The following is a 17,624-nucleotide window of genomic DNA, read 5'->3' as shown; positions in this document are numbered from 1 at the left end:
TCTGCAGGTATTTTAATACTTCGACGCAAAAAAGCATTAAAACCTTCTGCCTTTATTGTTTTTCCAGCTGACTCTTCGATGGAAGGGTCTTTTTCTGTATGATAAATAGGAAGGGAGAAATGGCGATGATCATTTGGATAAACGGGGCATTCGGTTCCGGAAAAACACAAACAGCTTTCGAACTGCACAGAAGGCTGAAACCATCTTACGTGTATGATCCCGAGAAAATGGGTTTTGCGCTGCGCTCCATGGTGCCGCAGGAGATCGCAAAGGACGATTTTCAAAGCTATCCTTTATGGCGGGCGTTCAATTACAGTTTGCTAGCTTCTCTGACAGATACATACCGCGGCATCATTATTGTGCCCATGACGATTGTACATCCTGAATACTTCAATGAGATCATCGGCAGGCTCAGACATGAAGGGAGGATCGTTCACCACTTTACATTAATGGCTTCAAAGGAAACCTTGTTAAAAAGACTGCGCACCAGAGCAGAAGGAAAAAACTCCTGGGCCGCCAAACAAATTGACCGCTGCGTTGAAGGCTTATCATCACCTATTTTTGAGGACCACATTCAAACAGACAACCTGTCGATTCAGGATGTGGCAGAGAACATTGCCGCGAGAGCCGAACTTCCATTAGATCCTGATACGAGAGGCAGCCTCCGAAGGTTCACCGACAGATTAATGGTAAAGCTGAATCATATCCGCATCAAATAAAGCTTCTGTACACGACAAAAGCCCGCTCCGAGAGCGGGCTTTCTTCAACTTATTTCCACCAGTCATCAAACATAGACGCCGGAACCTGGCGTTTATGTTCAGTCATGCTGTAGCGTTTTTCCAGCGCTTCTGATACTTTCGCTGATACTTCTTTTCCTTCGAGGTAATCGTCAATCTCGTCGTAGGAAATGCCAAGCTCTGTTTCATCCGACTGCTGCGGTTTTTCGTCGAGCAAATCGGCAGTCGGTTCTTTTAAGTATAAGCGTTCCGGTGCACCCAGCTCTTTCAGCAGGGTTCTTCCCTGGCGCTTCGTCAATCCTGTCAGCGGCAGGAGGTCTGCTCCGCCGTCACCGTACTTCGTAAAGAAACCAGTCACTGCTTCAGCAGCATGGTCTGTTCCTAACACAAGCAGGCCTTCCTGGCCGCCGATCGCGTATTGCGCGATCATTCTTGTTCTTGCTTTTACGTTTCCTTTATTAAAGTCAGTCAGCTGATCGCCTGTTTCCTGCTGATACTGATCAGAAAAAGCGCTGACTGTCGATTTAATATCAAACTTCCATGATTTATCCGGCTTAATAAACTTCAAAGCAAGCTGGGCATCGTCTTCATCCTGCTGTGTGCCATGCGGAAGACGGACCGCGATAAATTGAGCGTCTCCGCCCTCTTCGCGAATGCTCTCCACCGCAAGCTGAGCGAGTCTTCCCGCAAGTGTTGAATCCTGGCCCCCGCTGATTCCCAATACAAAGCCTTTAGCACCGGTTTTCTTTACATATTGTTTTAAAAAATTGACTCGGTCCTCAATTTCTTGCTTTGGATCAATTGAGGGCTTCACATGTAACTCACGCATAATCTTTTCCTGCATGCTCATCCCAATCATTCCTCCTGTACATTTTCCCTTGTTACTGATCATTTCCCCAAATCAATGAAAATGAATCATGACTGTTATGTATCCCTATTAAATATAGCACAGGTCTTCATTCACAGTGAACAAGAGAGATCAGCTGACTTCAACCCGTATGGATGTCACACTGTCGCCATTGCATTTCCCTTTTTCAATCGGGCAGGAAGAAAACGCGACAATTAAATCCATCTCCGCCCTGAGCCTTACATAATCTCCGGCATTCGAAAGCGGCGTTTCCACAGACAGATTCCCTTTCTCATCAAGGACAGTATTCATAAAAATCGCAAATGGATAATGCATGTGAGGCTTCGGTACGCCAAACTGCTCAAGCGCACGGTTCATATTGTCATAGCACGTATCCTGAAACTCATCCTTTTGCTTCCCATATAAGAGCCTGTTCATATCAGGACGGCAGGCGGGCAGCAGCAGATCATGCTTGCCGACCGTATCTTCAATCAGGGTTAGCATCGGCTTATACAGGTTGGAGTAGAGATGGTCGTTGACCTTCACATGAATGGAGTGATTGGCGTCTATCGTCGCTCCCTGATCAAGGTGTTCATAAAAATCCTTGGCATGGTATGCGACAAAATCAGCCACCTGCTGCCCTTCTACATCAACCACCTTTAAAATCTGCCCCTTTTTCAGCTTCAGCCCAAGCCCTTTTTTCGGCTCCACAATATATTGCTGTGTCATTGGTTTGCTCCTTTTTTCATTAGTATGAGCGTCCGCTTCCTTCTCCATGTAAAAAGAGGCAAAAATCCGATGTATATAAGCTTCGGACAGATCACAATCTAACCTTAGATAAAAGGGGTTGAATAAATAATGAGCCAAACAAAAAAAGACCAGCCAAAAGGGAATCTGGCTTGGTGGCAGCTGTCACTGATCGGAGTCGGCTGCACGATTGGAACAGGCTTCTTTCTCGGTTCCAGCATCGCAATTGTAAAAAGCGGTTTTTCCGTTCTCCTTTCATTTCTGATCGCAGGGATCGGTACGTATTTTGTCTTTGAACAGCTCGCCAAGCTTTCGGCGAAGCAACCGGAAAAAGGATCGTTTTGTGCGTATGCCCGAAAAGCATTCGGCAAATGGGCAGGCTTCAGCAACGGCTGGGTGTACTGGTCATCAGAAATGCTGATTACCGGAAGCCAGCTGACAGCCATTTCGCTATTTACGAAGCATTGGTTTCCTCAAGTGCCGCTATGGGTGTTTGCCTCAATCTACGCAGTACTGGGGCTCCTTATTATTTTCACCGGCCTGTCCGTCTTTGAAAAAACAGAAAACGTGCTGGCAGTCATTAAAACAGCTGCTATTTTTATGTTTATTGTCATTGCCATCCTGGCTTTATGCGGTATCCTGTCCGGCGGAAACCATGGCATACATGTTCCAAATAAGACGAGTGAGTTTTTCCCATACGGCGCCATGGGGCTATGGACAGGTTTAATCTACGCGTTTTACGCTTTTGGCGGAATTGAGGTCATGGGGCTGATGGCGGTTCACTTAAAAAAACCTGAGGAAGCGTCTAAATCAGGGAAACTGATGCTGGCGACGCTGGCGATTATTTATATCATTTCAATCGGGCTTGCTCTGCTTTTGGTTCCGTTACACGCGTTTACTGAACAGGACAGTCCGTTCATTACATCATTAAAAGGATATAACCTTGAGATCATCCTTGATATATTTAACGGGATTTTCATCATCGCCGGGTTCTCGACCCTTGTCGCTTCGCTTTTTGCCGTTACGACATTGCTTTGTACAATGGCTGATGACGGCGACGCGCCGAAATGCTTTACTCTAAAGGAAGGCAAAAAAATATGCTGGCCGGCACTTGGGCTGACGTTTGCGGGGCTTGTCCTCTCCATTATTCTGTCGTTAGTGCTGCCTAAAAACATTTATGAGCATATGACAACAGCTGCGGGGCTTATGCTTTTATACACTTGGCTGTTTATCCTGTTCTCCAGCAAAAAGCTGACTGATCCCGAGGGCATGGGAAAAACGCAAATTTATTTAGCGATGGTTCTGATTGCTGTAGCTGTGTCCGGTACATTATTTGAAAAATCAAGCCGGCCCGGTTTTTTCGTCAGCATAGGTTTTCTCGTGATCATCGCCATCGTTACCATGATCTATCAAAAAAAGCAGGGTCATAAAGATCGCCCTGCCAGTCCTTGATTTATTTCATTTTGTTGAACATGTTCTTTAAATAAGAAAACGGGCACTTCGATACCTGTTTTTCGTCATCACGGAGGAAATACTGCTTCCATTCACGATTATCCTTTCCTCCGTACCAGCCTAATTGCGGGTGAATCGGAGCCTGATCATAGGCCTCTAAACGAGATCGGATCAGCCTGCTCATGTTACGGCCAAATGCAGTAGATCCATTTAGGTCATCAAACACCCACCTTGGCTGAAACGTGATCATAAAAAAAGGAAAGCTCCGGCTTCTTCTTGCCTCGTGCCCCGGTGTAGCGCACAGAATGAAATACGGCTCGCCGTCAAAACAAAACTCCCATTTATAATGCTCGGGATCGGCCGGAATATCTTCCGGCCATTCTTTTTCGTCTTGATGACTCAGTCTATTTAAAAAGCGCCAAAACAGCTCTTCATACGCTTCAATCGAATAATGCTCCGCCAAATCTTCCGGTGTATCAAACAACACAACGAGGGATGCGTATTTTCCCGTGTCCCGCGATATCTTGCCGTACTCCGCAAGCAACGGAGCCAGTTCCTCCGCTGTACGGTTTTCCCGCGGATCTCCGGCAAAAGCAATCCGAAGCTGATCAGTCAGAAACGCCTGGCGTCCGGGAATGCACGGAAACGTATCCGCATCGTCCGCCAGAGTTTCTGCCAGCAGCTCAAAAGCGATTCTTTGCCATTCAGGAAGCTCTTCCTGAATACGTTCCAGAAAACTTTTGGTGTAAATCCCATTCACCATTGATCCACCTCCAGTATCATCTGGATACTATATTAAAACTGGAAGCGGCAGGTGACTGTCCTTCAAGAATCAGCCCAATAACTGTTTGATGCCCTGATAACCAAAGTAAAAGCCAAACACGAGGAGGGATACACCGGCGATTCCGGTCAATCCTCTCAATAGCTTTTCATGAAGCAGGTTTCTGAACGTACTGGCTGTGATAGCCATGCAGAAATCCCAGATTAAAATGCCGATCATGATGCCGGAGCTATAGATTAGAAGCTGATTCATATTGTAGGCCTCTGCTGTTTTCGCAAGAATGCTTCCGTAAATTCCAAGCCAAAAAAGGATGCTCAATGGGTTTGACAATGAAATGAGAAAACCCGATGCGAATGTTTTCCTGTATGACGGTTTCCCCCGCGAGCTTCGCACATCCATCGGTTCTCTGACGTTTTTCAGCGTTTCAATTCCGGTATAGGTCAGGACAAAAAAGCCGAACAGCCACAAAAACGTTTTCACAAATGGAGCGGTCAAGAACTGCGACAGCCCGAAATAGATAAAAAGCATGTACAGCCCATCCGCTGTCATGGCGCCTAAACCGAAAATCCATGCATGCCAAAAACCGTTTTTAATTCCTTTGTCTATTTGCGCCGCATTCACTGGCCCCACAGGCGCAGACAAGGACAGTCCCAGCACAATATAGCTCAAAAAAATGTTCACCGGCCCGTACTCCCTTCTCTTATGTAACTTGTACAATTTATTCGGGAACGGGCCAAGCTATGCACAAATTCACTTACTGTTTCAGACGTTCAAGCTCTTCCTCCATAATATCGGCGGCTTTGCCTACAAAACTGAAAATGAGTTCCAGCTCCTCCTCCGTATATTCGCGGCACAAATCCATCGTTGACTCAGACAGAGGACGGAACAAATCCTTTATATGTTTTTTCGAAGCAGTCAAAGGGACGATTACGACTCTCCTGCGATCGTTCGGGTCCTTTTCACGAGCCACATACCCCGCTTTTTCCAGCCGGTCAACAAGCGCCGTGACGGAACCCGTGCTGAGGCCGGTTTTTTTCCCCAGCTCTCCGGCCGTCATCGGACCTGCTTCATTTAAGATGTCAGCTGATTTCAAATCGGTGGGAAACAGACCGAGAGCTTGAGCGGCTGCCTGATGAAACAGAACCGTTCTTGTGCCCAGTTTTCGAAAAAGCTGAACAGCAGTCTTTTCCAACTCACTTCTGGAATTTCTTGTTGACAACTGACAGTCCTCCCTATAAAATCGAGTTTATCTTGATAATCGAGATATTCAACAATCAAACTATTATCATGATATCAGAACTTACATAGAAAAGTAAGAGGAGGTAGAACAAATGGACACAACAACAGCAAAACAGGCTTCCACCAAATTTGTGGTCCTCGGTCTCCTGCTGGGCATCTTGATGTCTGCAATGGACAATACGATTGTTGCCACCGCGATGGGCAATATCGTAGCCGATCTTGGAAGCTTCGATAAATTTGCCTGGGTGACGGCATCCTATATGGTGGCGGTCATGGCTGGCATGCCGATTTACGGCAAGCTTTCCGATATGTACGGCCGAAAACGTTTTTTCCTGTTTGGACTTATTTTTTTCTTAATCGGTTCTGCTTTATGCGGGATTGCCCAGACGATGAATCAGCTGATCATCTTCCGGGCCATTCAAGGGATCGGAGGCGGCGCGCTCCTGCCGATTGCCTTTACCATTATCTTTGATTTGTTTCCGCCGGAAAAACGCGGAAAAATGTCCGGCATGTTCGGTGCTGTATTTGGATTATCCAGTGTTCTTGGTCCGCTCTTAGGCGCGATCATTACAGATTCGATCAGCTGGCACTGGGTGTTTTACATCAATGTGCCGATCGGCGCATTGTCATTGTTTTTCATTATTCGCTACTACAAAGAATCTCTGGAGCACAGAAAGCAGAAAATAGACTGGGGCGGCGCGATTACCTTAGTCGTATCCATTGTATGCCTGATGTTCGCCCTTGAGCTTGGCGGCAAAACATACGATTGGAATTCCATTCAGATCATCGGGCTGTTTATTGTATTCGCCGTTTTCTTCATTGCCTTTTTTATTGTGGAGAGAAAAGCAGAAGAACCGATTATTTCTTTCTGGATGTTTAAGAACCGCTTGTTTGCCACAGCACAGATTCTCGCTTTCCTGTATGGCGGAACATTTATTATTTTAGCGGTATTTATTCCGATTTTCGTTCAGGCGGTCTACGGCAGCTCGGCGACAAGCGCGGGCTTCATTCTGACGCCGATGATGATTGGATCAGTCATCGGAAGCATGATCGGCGGAATCTTCCAAACGAAGGCAAGCTTCCGCAATTTGATGCTGATATCTGTTATAGCTTTCTTTATCGGCATGCTGCTTCTTTCCAATATGACGCCTGACACAGCACGGGTATGGCTGACAGTCTTTATGATGATTTCAGGCTTTGGTGTAGGCTTTAACTTCTCCCTGCTGCCGGCGGCATCGATGAATGATCTTGAACCTCGCTTTCGGGGAACGGCAAACTCTACAAATTCATTTTTGCGATCATTTGGCATGACCTTAGGCGTCACCATTTTCGGAACGGTGCAAACAAACGTATTCACGAACAAGCTGAGCGACGCCTTCAGCGGTATGAAAGGCTCAGCGGGATCAGGTGCTACGCAAAATATTGGCGACCCGCAGGAGATATTCCAAGCGGGAACACGTTCCCAGATTCCTGATGCGATCCTGAATCGCATTATTGACGCGATGTCATCAAGTATTACGTATGTCTTTTTGCTCGCTTTGATTCCAATTGTCCTCGCGGCGGTTACCATTTTATTTATGGGAAAAGCCAGAGTGAAAACAACAGCCGAAATGACAAAGAAAGCAAATTAACATAAAAAAGCAGTACATGCTGGGCATGTACTGCTTTTTTCTATTACACTCCTAACCTTGCAAGAATAAACGTCCATATACAAATGATCAATAACAGAATCAGGCTGTACGCCACTGTCCTTTTAAACAGTTTAGATTCCTTGCCTGTTTGGCCTACCGCTGCTGCAGCGATGGCGATAGATTGAGGAGAAACAAGTTTCGCCATGACACCGCCCGCCGTATTTGCGGCTAACAGCAAGTCTGAACCCGCACCGATTTGCGCTCCGGTGACAACCTGCAAATGGCCGAACAAAGCGTTATTGCTGACAACAGAACCGGTGATGAACACGCCAATCCAGCCAAGAACAGGACTGACAAACGGGAACAGGTCTCCTGTTTTCGCCAATGCTAACCCAATTGAAGAGCTGAGCCCTGCGAAGTTGGCCAGATTGGCAAACCCCATCACGAAGCAGATCGTCATAATCGGCACCCACAGCTCTTTTCCTGTCTCCTTCAGGGAAGCAAAGGCATCCCGGGAGGAGAACTTTTTGCTGAACAGCCCTGTCACGATGACCGCCGCTAAAATCGCTGTACCAGTCGCTGACAGCAGATCAACTTTAAAGACTGCATCTAACGGCATGGCAGATGGCGCAATCGGCGGCATTTTCATAATTTGCTGATGCAGAAAAGGCATTTTGAACAGGAGCGTTGATTGATATAACAGCCCGCCTTCTTGGAAAAGCGCTTTGAAGGCAGGAAGGCTCCAGATGGTGATCGCCGCAGTTAAAATGTAGAAAGGAGACCACGCTTTCGCAATGTCAGCGGCACGGTATGCCTTTTTCTCACCAGCATCGCCGGCCCCTTCCTCGCGGTAAATCTCTTTCGGCTGCCATTTGCGGAGGAAGAGGGCAAGCCCGCCCATGCTGAATAAGGCCGCCAAAATGTTTGCTAATTCCGGCCCGAGCACCGCCATTGTCAGTGTCTGAACCGCTGTATACCCACCGCTCACAACCAGAAGAGCGGGCCATGTCTGTTTGATTCCTTTCATTCGGTCTAATAAGAATACAAGCAGGAATGGTATTAAAAATGAGATCATCGGCAGTGTCCACATTAATGTCCGTGACAGCTCAAGAGCAGACAAATCACCAATCTGCGCCCCTGTGATGACAGGAATCCCGATCGCCCCAAAGGCTCCGGAGGCGGCGTTTGCAATCAAGCAGAGCGCCGCCGCTTTCAACGGTTTAAAACCAAGTTCGACGAGCAGCGCCGCACTAATCGCAATCGGAACACCAAAACCGGCCGCGCCTTCTAAAAACGCGTTAAAACAAAAACCAATTAATAATAGCTGTAATCGTTGGTCAGGCGAAATGCCGGCAATGCTGGACCGAATAATGGTAAATTTCCCGGTTTTCACTGCGATTTTATACAGCCACACCGCCATCAGGACGATGTAGCCAATGGGCCACAGCCCGCTCCCGATTCCTAACAAAACAGAAGAAATCGCTTTTTCAACCGGCATATGAAATGCCAAAACGGAGACGAAGAAACTGACGGCTAGGGTAAGAAATGCCGCAAGAATGCCTTTCATTTTCAAAACAGTTAAAGCCAAAAGAAAAAAGAGAATCGGAGTGAGCGCCACAAGTGCGCTCACATACTCGTTTCCAAACGGATCATACAACTGCTCCCACATTGACAATCAGCCCTTTACTCTAAAGTTGCGGTTAGTTGACTTTTTGTTCTGCAAAATGAGGTTTTAAAATGTTTTTAAGGACGCCGGCGCTGTGAAGGAACTGTTCTTTTTCTTTCTCATTTAAGTTCAGCTCAGTGATACCTGCGATCCCTCCGCGGTTCACGACAGCCGGCACACCGATGTACACGTCATCTGCACCGTATTGCCCGTCCAAATATGTGCTGACAGTTAATATGCTGTTTTCATTATGAAGAATGGCTTTTGTAATGCGAGCAAGACTCATCGCAACCCCATAATAAGTCGCGCCTTTTTTCTCAATGATATGGTAAGCTGCGTTTTTCACATCATCTACAATTTGGTCCAGCTCCTCTTGTTTGTACGCATCGTTTTTCTCAACGAGTTCACTGACCGGCACACCGCCGACATTCGCGTGACTCCAAACAGGAAGCTCTGTGTCGCCGTGCTCTCCGATAATATGCGCGTGCACGTTTTGAGGCGCTGCGCCAAAGTATTCGCTCAGCATGAAACGGAATCTCGCAGAATCTAGTGTTGTGCCGCTTCCGATCACCCGCTCTTTTGGCAGGCCGCTGAATTTCCATGTTGCGTAAGTCAGGATATCAACCGGATTTGTCGCGACTAAGAAAATGCCGTCAAATCCGCTCGCCATGACTTCACTAACGATGCCTTTGAAAATCTTCAAGTTCTTTTCTACTAATTCAAGGCGTGTCTCACCAGGTTTTTGGTTTGCTCCTGCGCAAATGCAGACAATATCAGCATCCTTGCAGTCTTCATATGTTCCGTAAGATGTTTTGACCGGTTGTGGCGCAAACGCCTTTCCGTGGTTTAAATCCATCACATCGCCCATTGCTTTTTCTTTATTTACATCAATGACCACAAGCTCATCTGTGATCCCTTGGTTAATTAACGCAAATGCATAACTGCTTCCAACAAAACCCGCTCCGATTAAAGCTACTTTATTTACATGTTTGTTCATCATTAATCATCCTTCCAGGGTATGTTTCTCTTTGATGTCTTTTTGTTTGTGAAGTATTTCACATTTATATTGTGCAACACTTCACAAACTTTTGCAAGAGAAAAGTTTTGTCTGATTTATGAACAAAAAAGAAACCATCTATGATGGTTTCTTTCGGTAAGTCCAGTCTAGCCTTGTCCTCAATAAGGAAGAGAACCGCTTAAGCCCGAGTCATTATATAAACCATTTTGCACGTAATCAAAGCCAGGCTGATTCTGGCCGGGCACTTGGGCGCTGCCATTATTAAAAATCACTTTGGCGTTGGTTGTATCCGTGTCCGCAGGCAGCGTCAGCCTGTAAATTCCGTCTGCATTTTTAGTCATTGGTTTTCCAGGCCAAGATCCGGTCAATTCAATTGCCCCGCCCCCATCATGTTTATAGATATAAGCATTTACCTGGCTCCAATGATTCGGATTTTGATAGCCGATGGTTTTGGCCGAAGCTGGATCTCTTTTAACAAAGCTGTATTCCTCGGTCCTCGTTACACCATCACTGTTCGTTCCTTTTAACATGATGGTGTATGTTTTGCCAAATGGATCTCCTTTTCCGATTGTGAATTGATCTCCATCCTTAAACGCTGTCTCTGGTCCATTATTGATTTGATAAACGGCTTTTGTTGTATTCGCATCTGCACGCAAGGTAATCGTCAGTTGATCATTGAAAGAATGTGTTACACCTGTTTTGTAATTCTCAAGGAAAACATGAGGCGCTTTTGCAATATCATCAGGATAAAGCACAGCCACAGACCTGGCATTGATCGTGCCTGTCAGTTTACCATCGTTCACTTGAAATGAACCTGCCCCAGCTTTATTGTCATACCTGCCATCAGGCAATTTTGTTGGCGTATTGATAGAAACAGAGGATGAACCTGCATTTGCCAGCACAACGCCATGTGAGCCGCGCTGATTCATAAATATCTGGTTGTTTCCATTCGGGTTCGAGAGCTCCTCAGGCTGTCCAGCCATCACATTGTGAAATCTATTGACCGCAGTGATAGCCTGATCTTCAAATAAAGCACTCCCGCGATCGCCTATTTGGCTTTTCCCCGGGAATCGCACACCATTTCCGCCTCCCTCAGGTCTGGAAAAGAAAAGAGGCGTACTGCCTGAACGAGAAGCTATCACCGCCCAGCCTAAACGGATATCATCATCGCTCATCCATGTCGACTCTTCATCATCATTGGCATACGTATCATGCGACTCTACCCATGTCACTAGCTTGTCCGCAGACACATCAGATGCATAGTGGGAGATATTCGACACGCCCAGATTACGATTCTTTAAAGCGGACCTTATGGAATGCCCATAGTTAGACGCTGTCACATCCATATAATTCGCATATGCAGCATCTCTGGAGGCACTATCCTGCAGGATTTCTCCGTATTGGAACTCTGCAGATGTATTTGTGATATTCGGCCAAAATTGACTGCCGTAACTCCCATCATCTGGAAGTTCTATATGTTTGGCGGCATCAAATCGAAAACCGTCTGCCCCGTCATTCAATGCCCTTTCTAAGAACCGTTTCAGATAGGACTGTACTTGTGTATTTTGTGTATTCCAGTCATACAGCCCGAGCAATGAATTCTGCGTGACATCCCATCGATCAGACCAGTTTTTAATTTGTGTGTTTCCATGTGTCCAGTTTGGAATACTCTTAACCTCATTGGAAATCGCGGCATAATCACTGGTGGTATGATTGATGACCGCGTCAACAATGACCTTTATGCCATATTCTTCAGCGGCTGCACACATTTCTTTAAATTCTTGTTCAGTACCTAAGTAACGGTTGCCAATTTGATACGATGTCGGCTGATACAGCCAGTACCAGTTCGACATGCTTTTATCTCCTTGATTCCCTTCCTTTACTTGGTTAATCGGAGATGTCTGAATGGCTGTATATCCTGCATCATGAATATCCTTCATATTGTGTTTTAACGTATTGAACGACCAATTCCATGCATGAAGAATGGTTCCGCTTTTGATCGACGGTGCCGTAAGCTCATTCGATTTGTTCGCCGTTTCAGCACTCGCAGCCGCCGGTCCTGCCAGAACCAAATGAAACAGCAATAAAAATCCAGCGAATAACGGCAGTAAAGAGGTTTTGAATCGTTTTGCAAACATTCTTGACACTCCTTATTTGATTTTTTGAAGACTTACTTCGGAGTCAAAAATCCCTCTTACTTCATTCTTCCGCTTCCTCCTTTCAAACTGATGTGAAGACTGGAGAATTTTGTTAACGCTTACATTTTAAATTATCACAATCACTCTATCAAAACAACTTGGCAGAGTGAATACAAATCAATGTTCCTATAAAAAAAGCTGCCCGTAACTGTGAACGCTTCCCTCGCTTTCCAAACAAAAAAAGAAACCATCTATTTTTCAAGATGATTTCTTTTTTATTTCTTCTTTTACCGCTCTTCTGTAAGCCAGCTTCACAATCATATACCGAAGCAGAAACAGAACGCCGCCGCAGACGATAAAAAGAAGAATCATTTTCAGCCAAGCGAAGAATGTATGGGGAATCCCCCTGTCGTACATCGTAAGCACCACTACCGCAAAGGCGACCGCAATTGATTCTATTCGCTGCTGCTTCACCCGTTTTTGCAGTTCTTCTTTGGTGTCTATTCTCGGCATGAGCATTCCGGATGCCGCAGCCCTGATGCAGTAATATAAGATAATGATGAACAAAAACACAAGGCTTGCAGCCCATTCTTTAAACGGAAATTCAAACATAATCCCGCGGATGATCACATCAAGCAGCGCAAATGCTCCCGCTATCATCCCAATCTCCGACCAGATTTTTTGTTCTTTTTCTTTTACTCTCTTATTTTTCCCATTCACGCCTGAAAGTCTATTACGCAGATTATTCATGACCTTCCTCCCGCACTTTTACGAATGGCTTATGGCTTACATGTTACAATAACAGCCTGCGCTTCTGCAATGAATAACTCAAAAGCCCGCCGTACAAGCCGGCGGGCAGCAATCGTTAAAACGGCCCCCAATTGATCATGACGCCGATCACGATAAAGACAAGCCCGATCAAGAACCAAATCAGAGCAAGCGGCACCATAAACCGCAGCCACTTGACATACGGAATACCGCTGGCGGCAAGCACCGCCATGAGAACGCCGGATGTCGGATTCACACAGTTGACGACCCCTTCTCCAAGCATAACTGCCTCCACCGCAACCTGTCTCGTGATTCCCATCAAATCAGCGAGCGGCGCCAGGATTGGAATAAATACAACGGCTTCGCCAGACCCTGAAGAGATGAGAAAATGAAGCAGCGCACTGGCGATATACATGCCGATTGCCCCGGCAATCGGGCTGAATCCGTCCAAAAGTGAAGCCAAAGCATTGACGACAGTATCGAGGAGCTTTCCATTTTCAAGGATAACGGAAATGCTTCGTGCCATCCCGACAATCAGCGCCCCGTATACAAGACTTTGGCAGCCCGTAATGAAGGTTTTGGCAATATCGTTCGCCGCAAGCCTGCCTATTAAACCGGCAAGGACAGAAATAAAAATAAATGTCGCAGCCATTTGGGAATCTGACCAGCCAAGCTTCAAAGCGCCGTATAAAAATCCGACAAGTGAGAGTCCCGCCACAGCCAAAATCAGCTTATGGCGAACGGTAAACGGCACTGACTGATCTTCTTCTTTACCGGCTTCGCCCATTCCTGCCGCAGGGAACCAATCTGTTCCTAACACACTGGCATCTTTTGATTTTTTTAATTTTCTCGTATACAAATAGATATAAATAATAGAAGACAGCAAAAAGCATATGTATATCAAAACTCGCAGGCCGATTCCAGAAAAAAGAGGGAGCTCCGCGATTGATTGTGATAAACCGAGCGGTGACGGTGATAATATGGTGGAGTTAAATCCAGCGTAGCAGCCGATGTAAATAACAGCGGCTCCCGCGACTGCGTCCCATTTTAAGGATCGTGCCACAATGAGGCCGATGGGGATAAAACCGATAACTGAATTCACGACAATCCCGGTTGTTCCGAGAATGGAGAACAATGCGCCGACAATACAAATAAATAATAATTGCTTTGTGCGGAATTTGCTGATGACATTGTAAATCAGGCCGTTGATGGCACCCGTTTTTTCTAGAATAGCAATGGTGCCGCCTGTGAATAAGATCAGAAAGATGATGGGTGCTGATCCAACCATTCCATCCTGTAGAGAAGTAAAAAAGCTGATCAAGCTGACCGGAGACTGTTCAATGGAATGATAGCTTCCCGGAACAGCGGTCGTGACATCCCCCTTTGTCACGCGGTCAAATTCACCTGCCGGCACAATATATGAAGCGATTGCGCAAATGAAAGCAATCATAAATAAGAGGACATAGGCGTCAGGCATTTTAAATGTCATACGTTTTTTCTTAGGCTGTGTTTCGGCTGCTGGCATACTCATATTTCGATCCATCCCCTCTGTTTGAAAATATTAATTATTCTGAATAGTAGCAATATGTGCTATATTATATACAGCCTATCTTCCTGTTTCAATATAAATAAAGTAAAGAAGGTAAAAATTCATTCTGATAGAAGGAGGTATTTCTTACCATGCAAAAGCTTTCAGAAGACATGAAACAAACCATTATGGACATCTTCGAGCATCTGCACGCGAACCCTGAAGTCAGCTGGAAGGAATATGAGACAACTTCATTTTTGAAACAAAAGCTTGAGGATTTAGGATGCCGGACGCGCACGTTTTCAGACTGCACCGGGGTTGTCGGCGAAATCGGCTCAGGCTCACCTGTTGTAGCGGTACGCGCTGATATTGACGCGCTGTGGCAGGAGGTTAACGGCACATTTCGCGCCAACCATTCCTGCGGACACGATTCACATATGACAATGGCATTGGGCACGTTAATGCTGCTCAAAAAACAACCAGAGCTTCCGAAGGGCACAATCCGTTTTATCTTTCAGCCGGCAGAAGAAAAAGGCGGCGGCGCCTTGAAAATGATAGAAGAAGGCGTGCTTGATGATATCGACTATTTGTATGGCGTTCACGTCCGTCCGATCCAGGAAACACAGAACGGCCGCTGCGCTCCGTCTATTCTGCACGGATCAAGCCAGCACATTGAGGGAACGATCATCGGGGAAGAGGCTCATGGCGCCCGTCCGCACCTCGGGAAAAACAGCATTGAAATTGCGGCATTTCTTGTACATAAGCTCGGACTCATTCATATTGACCCGCAAATCCCGCATACCGTCAAAATGACAAAACTTCAAGCCGGCGGTGAAAGCTCTAACATCATTCCAGGAAAAGCATCGTTCAGCCTTGATTTGCGCGCACAGACCAATGAAGCCATGGAGGCGTTAATCGCCGAAACAGAAAGAGCCTGTGAAGCGGCCGCCGCTGCATTCGGCGCAAAAATCGAGCTACAAAAAGAACACAGCCTTCCTGCGGCAACACAAAACAAAGAAGCTGAAGCGATCATGGCAGAAGCCATTACAGATATCATCGGGGCTGAGCGGCTTGATGACCCGCTTGTCACTACCGGCGGAGAGGATTTCCATTTTTACGCCGTGAAGGTGCCGAATCTGAAAACAACGATGCTCGGACTAGGCTGCGGGCTCCAGCCGGGGCTCCATCATCCGCACATGACCTTTGACAGAAATGCGATGTTCAACGGCATTCACATTTTAGCGAATGCCGTATTAAAAACTTTTCAAAAGGCTGATTCACCCGCTGCCGCTTACGTAAAATAACGCAAAAAAAGCAGCCTGACACAGGCTGCTTTTTTGATTACTTCTTCAAATCTTCAATTGAGTTGACATTTTTCATATATTGAGGAACAACAAGCCCCATCTTCACACCAGTCATACTGGTGCCAATATCATCATATTTGCCTTTATATTTAGCGGCGTATGCTTTATGGGTATTCGGCAGCCATGCGGAAAGTGATGCATCCGCACTTCCCGTCGCAATTGCAGTCCACATCGGCCCAGCCTCTACCTGAGTAAGTGTTACCTCATAGCCCAAGTCTTCTAAGACTTTGCCTATGACGTTTGTACTTGCAATCTCACTGTCCCACGCCACATAGGCAAGGTTGATTTTGTCTCCCTTCACCTTTTGAACGCCTTTTGTCCATTCGGCAATCTGATCCTTGTGTTTATTGACGTACTCAGCAGCAACTTTGGCAGGTTTCTCGCCTTCTTCCACCTTGATCATGATTTCGCCCATTTCGTCTTGCGTCCATTTAAACTGGCTCAGAAGCTTTGCGGCATTCGGCTGCTCTTTGCTGAAGCCTTTGCGTGTGATCGTATGGATTTCCTCTGCGCTGCCATAAGATTGTTTCGGATCATCGAGATATTTCAGCTTATATCTGGAGAACATCCAGTGCGGTGTCCATCCTGTAATGATAATCGGTTTCTTACGGTCGTATGACTTTTTAAGCGTAGCGGTCATCGCAGCACTTGACGCTGAAATCAATGTCCAGTCATTCAGGTCATAATCCTTCATCGCTTTGTCAGTCAGGGACATAATCCCTGAACCGGGGTCAATCCCGATGATGGTCTTATTCACCTGTTCTGCTGCGGATGCATTTTCATCGTTTTCTGAACCGCAAGCCGCAAGTGAGAGCGCCAGCATGGAGGAAACGCCGATGCCGATGATTTTTTTAAGCATCAGGCATTCCCCCTGCTTTTCTTCTTCACTTTAATATTTTGAGTAATACGGTCCAAGGTAATGGCAACGATAACGATGGCGATACCGGCCTCTACTCCGACCCCGGTTTTCAGCTGTGTAACGGCACTATATACTTCAGAACCAAGTCCCGGTGCACCGACCATTGCGGCGATAACAACCATTGATAACGCAAGCATGATGCTCTGGTTAATTCCGGCCAAAATCGTTTTTGTTGCAAGCGGAAGCTGAACTTTAAACAAACGCTGAGCTGTTGTAGAACCGAATGCCTCAGTCGCTTCAATCAGATCCGCCGGCACTTGTTTAATACCGAGAACAGTCATGCGGATTGTCGGCGGCATCGCGAAGATAACAGATGCAACAACACCCGGCACAACACCGATGTTAAAGAAGAAAATCGCCGGCAATAGATATACGAAAGCAGGCATTGTCTGCATTAAATCAAGAATTGGCGTTACAATACGGCGAACCGTTTCTTTCTGAGACGCCCAAATTCCAATCGGAACCCCGACCACAATCGAAATAATCACAGATGTCAAAACAAGCGCCAATGTTTGCAGCATTGGGTCCCAATATCCTAAATAATCGATCAGGAGGAATCCAATCAACGTAAATAACGCAATTCCCCTTGTACTGATCCACCACGCAAGTGCGGCGAAAATAATCGTTAACAAAATAGATGGAATAAATCCAAGACCGGTGACAATTCCATTTACAAAAGCGGCCAATCCGTTTGCAATTCCGTCGAAGAATCCGCCAAACGTCATCGTAATCCAGTCAACAAAACGGTCAATGATATCTGCTAAAGGTATTCTAGGCAGTCTATCCATC

At 46.2% G+C, this 17,624-nt stretch carries 15 protein-coding genes and 1 pseudogene; 4 read left to right on the top strand and 12 right to left on the bottom strand.

Annotation, left to right across the window (positions count from 1 at the left end; translation table 11 throughout):
- Window positions 1–125: 125 nt before the first annotated feature.
- Entirely contained in the window at window positions 126–719 is a 594-nt protein-coding gene (tmrB, locus tag NX903_RS01240) for a tunicamycin resistance ATP-binding TmrB (RefSeq protein WP_029317205.1), read from the top strand.
- A 49-nt stretch (window positions 720–768) separates the two neighbouring features.
- On the opposite strand, the gene nadE is transcribed toward tmrB, so the two are convergent.
- The gene (nadE, locus tag NX903_RS01235) at window positions 769–1,587 is read right to left on the bottom strand and encodes an ammonia-dependent NAD(+) synthetase (RefSeq protein WP_003246440.1); all 819 of its coding nucleotides are present in this window, start codon (window positions 1,585–1,587) and stop codon (window positions 769–771) included.
- A 129-nt stretch (window positions 1,588–1,716) separates the two neighbouring features.
- A complete protein-coding gene (locus NX903_RS01230) occupies window positions 1,717–2,313 on the bottom strand; it encodes a DUF1989 domain-containing protein (RefSeq protein WP_003246345.1) in 597 nt (198 codons plus the stop codon).
- Window positions 2,314–2,442: 129 nt separating this feature from the next.
- On the opposite strand from NX903_RS01230, the gene NX903_RS01225 reads away from it, so the two are divergent.
- A complete protein-coding gene (locus tag NX903_RS01225; protein WP_086343426.1) occupies window positions 2,443–3,783 on the top strand; it encodes an amino acid permease in 1,341 nt (446 codons plus the stop codon).
- 1 nt (window position 3,784) lies between these two features.
- Here the strand turns inward: NX903_RS01225 and NX903_RS01220 are convergent, their stop codons facing one another.
- From NX903_RS01220 to NX903_RS01210, 3 genes are all read right to left on the bottom strand, one after another.
- Window positions 3,785–4,546: a YqcI/YcgG family protein gene (locus tag NX903_RS01220; protein ID WP_032724882.1), complete on the bottom strand. Its 762-nt coding sequence runs from the start codon at window positions 4,544–4,546 to the stop codon at window positions 3,785–3,787.
- A 69-nt stretch (window positions 4,547–4,615) separates the two neighbouring features.
- A complete protein-coding gene (locus NX903_RS01215) occupies window positions 4,616–5,245 on the bottom strand; it encodes a LysE family translocator (protein ID WP_003246469.1) in 630 nt (209 codons plus the stop codon).
- A gap of 73 nt (window positions 5,246–5,318) precedes the next feature.
- Complete coding sequence (locus NX903_RS01210; RefSeq protein ID WP_003246360.1) at window positions 5,319–5,783, bottom strand: MarR family transcriptional regulator; 465 nt, start codon at window positions 5,781–5,783, stop codon at window positions 5,319–5,321.
- Between the two features lie 112 nt (window positions 5,784–5,895).
- Here NX903_RS01210 and bmr3 point away from each other — a divergent pair, with 112 nt between their 5' ends.
- Complete coding sequence (bmr3, locus tag NX903_RS01205) at window positions 5,896–7,434, top strand: multidrug efflux MFS transporter Bmr3 (RefSeq protein WP_049140249.1); 1,539 nt, start codon at window positions 5,896–5,898, stop codon at window positions 7,432–7,434.
- Window positions 7,435–7,477: 43 nt separating this feature from the next.
- On the opposite strand, the gene NX903_RS01200 is transcribed toward bmr3, so the two are convergent.
- From NX903_RS01200 to NX903_RS01180, 5 genes and pseudogenes are all read right to left on the bottom strand, one after another.
- Complete coding sequence (locus tag NX903_RS01200; RefSeq protein WP_038427334.1) at window positions 7,478–9,103, bottom strand: L-lactate permease; 1,626 nt, start codon at window positions 9,101–9,103, stop codon at window positions 7,478–7,480.
- A gap of 31 nt (window positions 9,104–9,134) precedes the next feature.
- Window positions 9,135–10,100, bottom strand: coding sequence for an L-lactate dehydrogenase (locus tag NX903_RS01195; RefSeq protein WP_003234685.1), 966 nt, complete (start codon window positions 10,098–10,100; stop codon window positions 9,135–9,137).
- A gap of 176 nt (window positions 10,101–10,276) precedes the next feature.
- Window positions 10,277–12,256 (bottom strand): alpha-amylase, encoded by a 1,980-nt coding sequence (gene amyE / locus NX903_RS01190; RefSeq protein WP_086343425.1) that lies wholly within the window; start codon window positions 12,254–12,256, stop codon window positions 10,277–10,279.
- Between the two features lie 148 nt (window positions 12,257–12,404).
- Window positions 12,405–13,006, bottom strand: a pseudogene (locus NX903_RS01185) (DUF6773 family protein).
- 115 nt (window positions 13,007–13,121) lie between these two features.
- Window positions 13,122–14,555 carry a YfcC family protein gene (locus NX903_RS01180; RefSeq protein WP_086343423.1) on the bottom strand — a complete coding sequence of 478 codons (1,434 nt, stop codon included), beginning with the start codon at window positions 14,553–14,555 and terminating at the stop codon, window positions 13,122–13,124.
- 149 nt (window positions 14,556–14,704) lie between these two features.
- Here NX903_RS01180 and NX903_RS01175 point away from each other — a divergent pair, with 149 nt between their 5' ends.
- Window positions 14,705–15,856: a M20 peptidase aminoacylase family protein gene (locus NX903_RS01175; protein WP_032724871.1), complete on the top strand. Its 1,152-nt coding sequence runs from the start codon at window positions 14,705–14,707 to the stop codon at window positions 15,854–15,856.
- 37 nt (window positions 15,857–15,893) lie between these two features.
- On the opposite strand, the gene opuAC is transcribed toward NX903_RS01175, so the two are convergent.
- Both opuAC and opuAB read right to left on the bottom strand, forming a co-directional pair.
- Window positions 15,894–16,775, bottom strand: a complete 882-nt coding sequence (gene opuAC / locus NX903_RS01170) for a glycine/proline betaine ABC transporter substrate-binding protein OpuAC (RefSeq protein ID WP_086343422.1) — start codon at window positions 16,773–16,775, stop codon at window positions 15,894–15,896.
- Window positions 16,775–17,623, bottom strand: coding sequence for a glycine/proline betaine ABC transporter permease subunit OpuAB (gene opuAB, locus NX903_RS01165; RefSeq protein WP_003234703.1), 849 nt, complete (start codon window positions 17,621–17,623; stop codon window positions 16,775–16,777). Before opuAB ends, opuAC begins: the two co-directional genes overlap by 1 nt.
- Between the last annotated feature and the right edge of the window lies 1 nt (window position 17,624).

It is taken from the genome of Bacillus sp. FSL R5-0576 (genome assembly GCF_038004765.1).
Lineage (GTDB): Bacteria > Bacillota > Bacilli > Bacillales > Bacillaceae > Bacillus > Bacillus subtilis.
The sequence above is the reverse complement of the archived record's forward strand: the minus strand, read 5'-3'. Positions and strand labels throughout refer to the sequence as shown.

Excerpts from the sequence above, each read along its gene's own strand:
- tmrB (WP_029317205.1), top strand. The coding sequence starts at position 126 with ATGATCATTTGGATAAACGGGGCATTCGGTTCCGGAAAAACACAAACA.
- nadE (WP_003246440.1), bottom strand. The coding sequence starts at position 1,587 with ATGAGCATGCAGGAAAAGATTATGCGTGAGTTACATGTGAAGCCCTCA.
- NX903_RS01230 (WP_003246345.1), bottom strand. The coding sequence starts at position 2,313 with ATGACACAGCAATATATTGTGGAGCCGAAAAAAGGGCTTGGGCTGAAG.
- NX903_RS01225 (WP_086343426.1), top strand. The coding sequence starts at position 2,443 with ATGAGCCAAACAAAAAAAGACCAGCCAAAAGGGAATCTGGCTTGGTGG.
- NX903_RS01220 (WP_032724882.1), bottom strand. The coding sequence starts at position 4,546 with ATGGTGAATGGGATTTACACCAAAAGTTTTCTGGAACGTATTCAGGAA.
- bmr3 (WP_049140249.1), top strand. The coding sequence starts at position 5,896 with ATGGACACAACAACAGCAAAACAGGCTTCCACCAAATTTGTGGTCCTC.
- NX903_RS01200 (WP_038427334.1), bottom strand. The coding sequence starts at position 9,103 with ATGTGGGAGCAGTTGTATGATCCGTTTGGAAACGAGTATGTGAGCGCA.
- NX903_RS01195 (WP_003234685.1), bottom strand. The coding sequence starts at position 10,100 with ATGATGAACAAACATGTAAATAAAGTAGCTTTAATCGGAGCGGGTTTT.
- amyE (WP_086343425.1), bottom strand. The coding sequence starts at position 12,256 with ATGTTTGCAAAACGATTCAAAACCTCTTTACTGCCGTTATTCGCTGGA.
- NX903_RS01180 (WP_086343423.1), bottom strand. The coding sequence starts at position 14,555 with ATGAGTATGCCAGCAGCCGAAACACAGCCTAAGAAAAAACGTATGACA.
- NX903_RS01175 (WP_032724871.1), top strand. The coding sequence starts at position 14,705 with ATGCAAAAGCTTTCAGAAGACATGAAACAAACCATTATGGACATCTTC.
- opuAC (WP_086343422.1), bottom strand. The coding sequence starts at position 16,775 with ATGCTTAAAAAAATCATCGGCATCGGCGTTTCCTCCATGCTGGCGCTC.
- opuAB (WP_003234703.1), bottom strand. The coding sequence starts at position 17,623 with ATGGATAGACTGCCTAGAATACCTTTAGCAGATATCATTGACCGTTTT.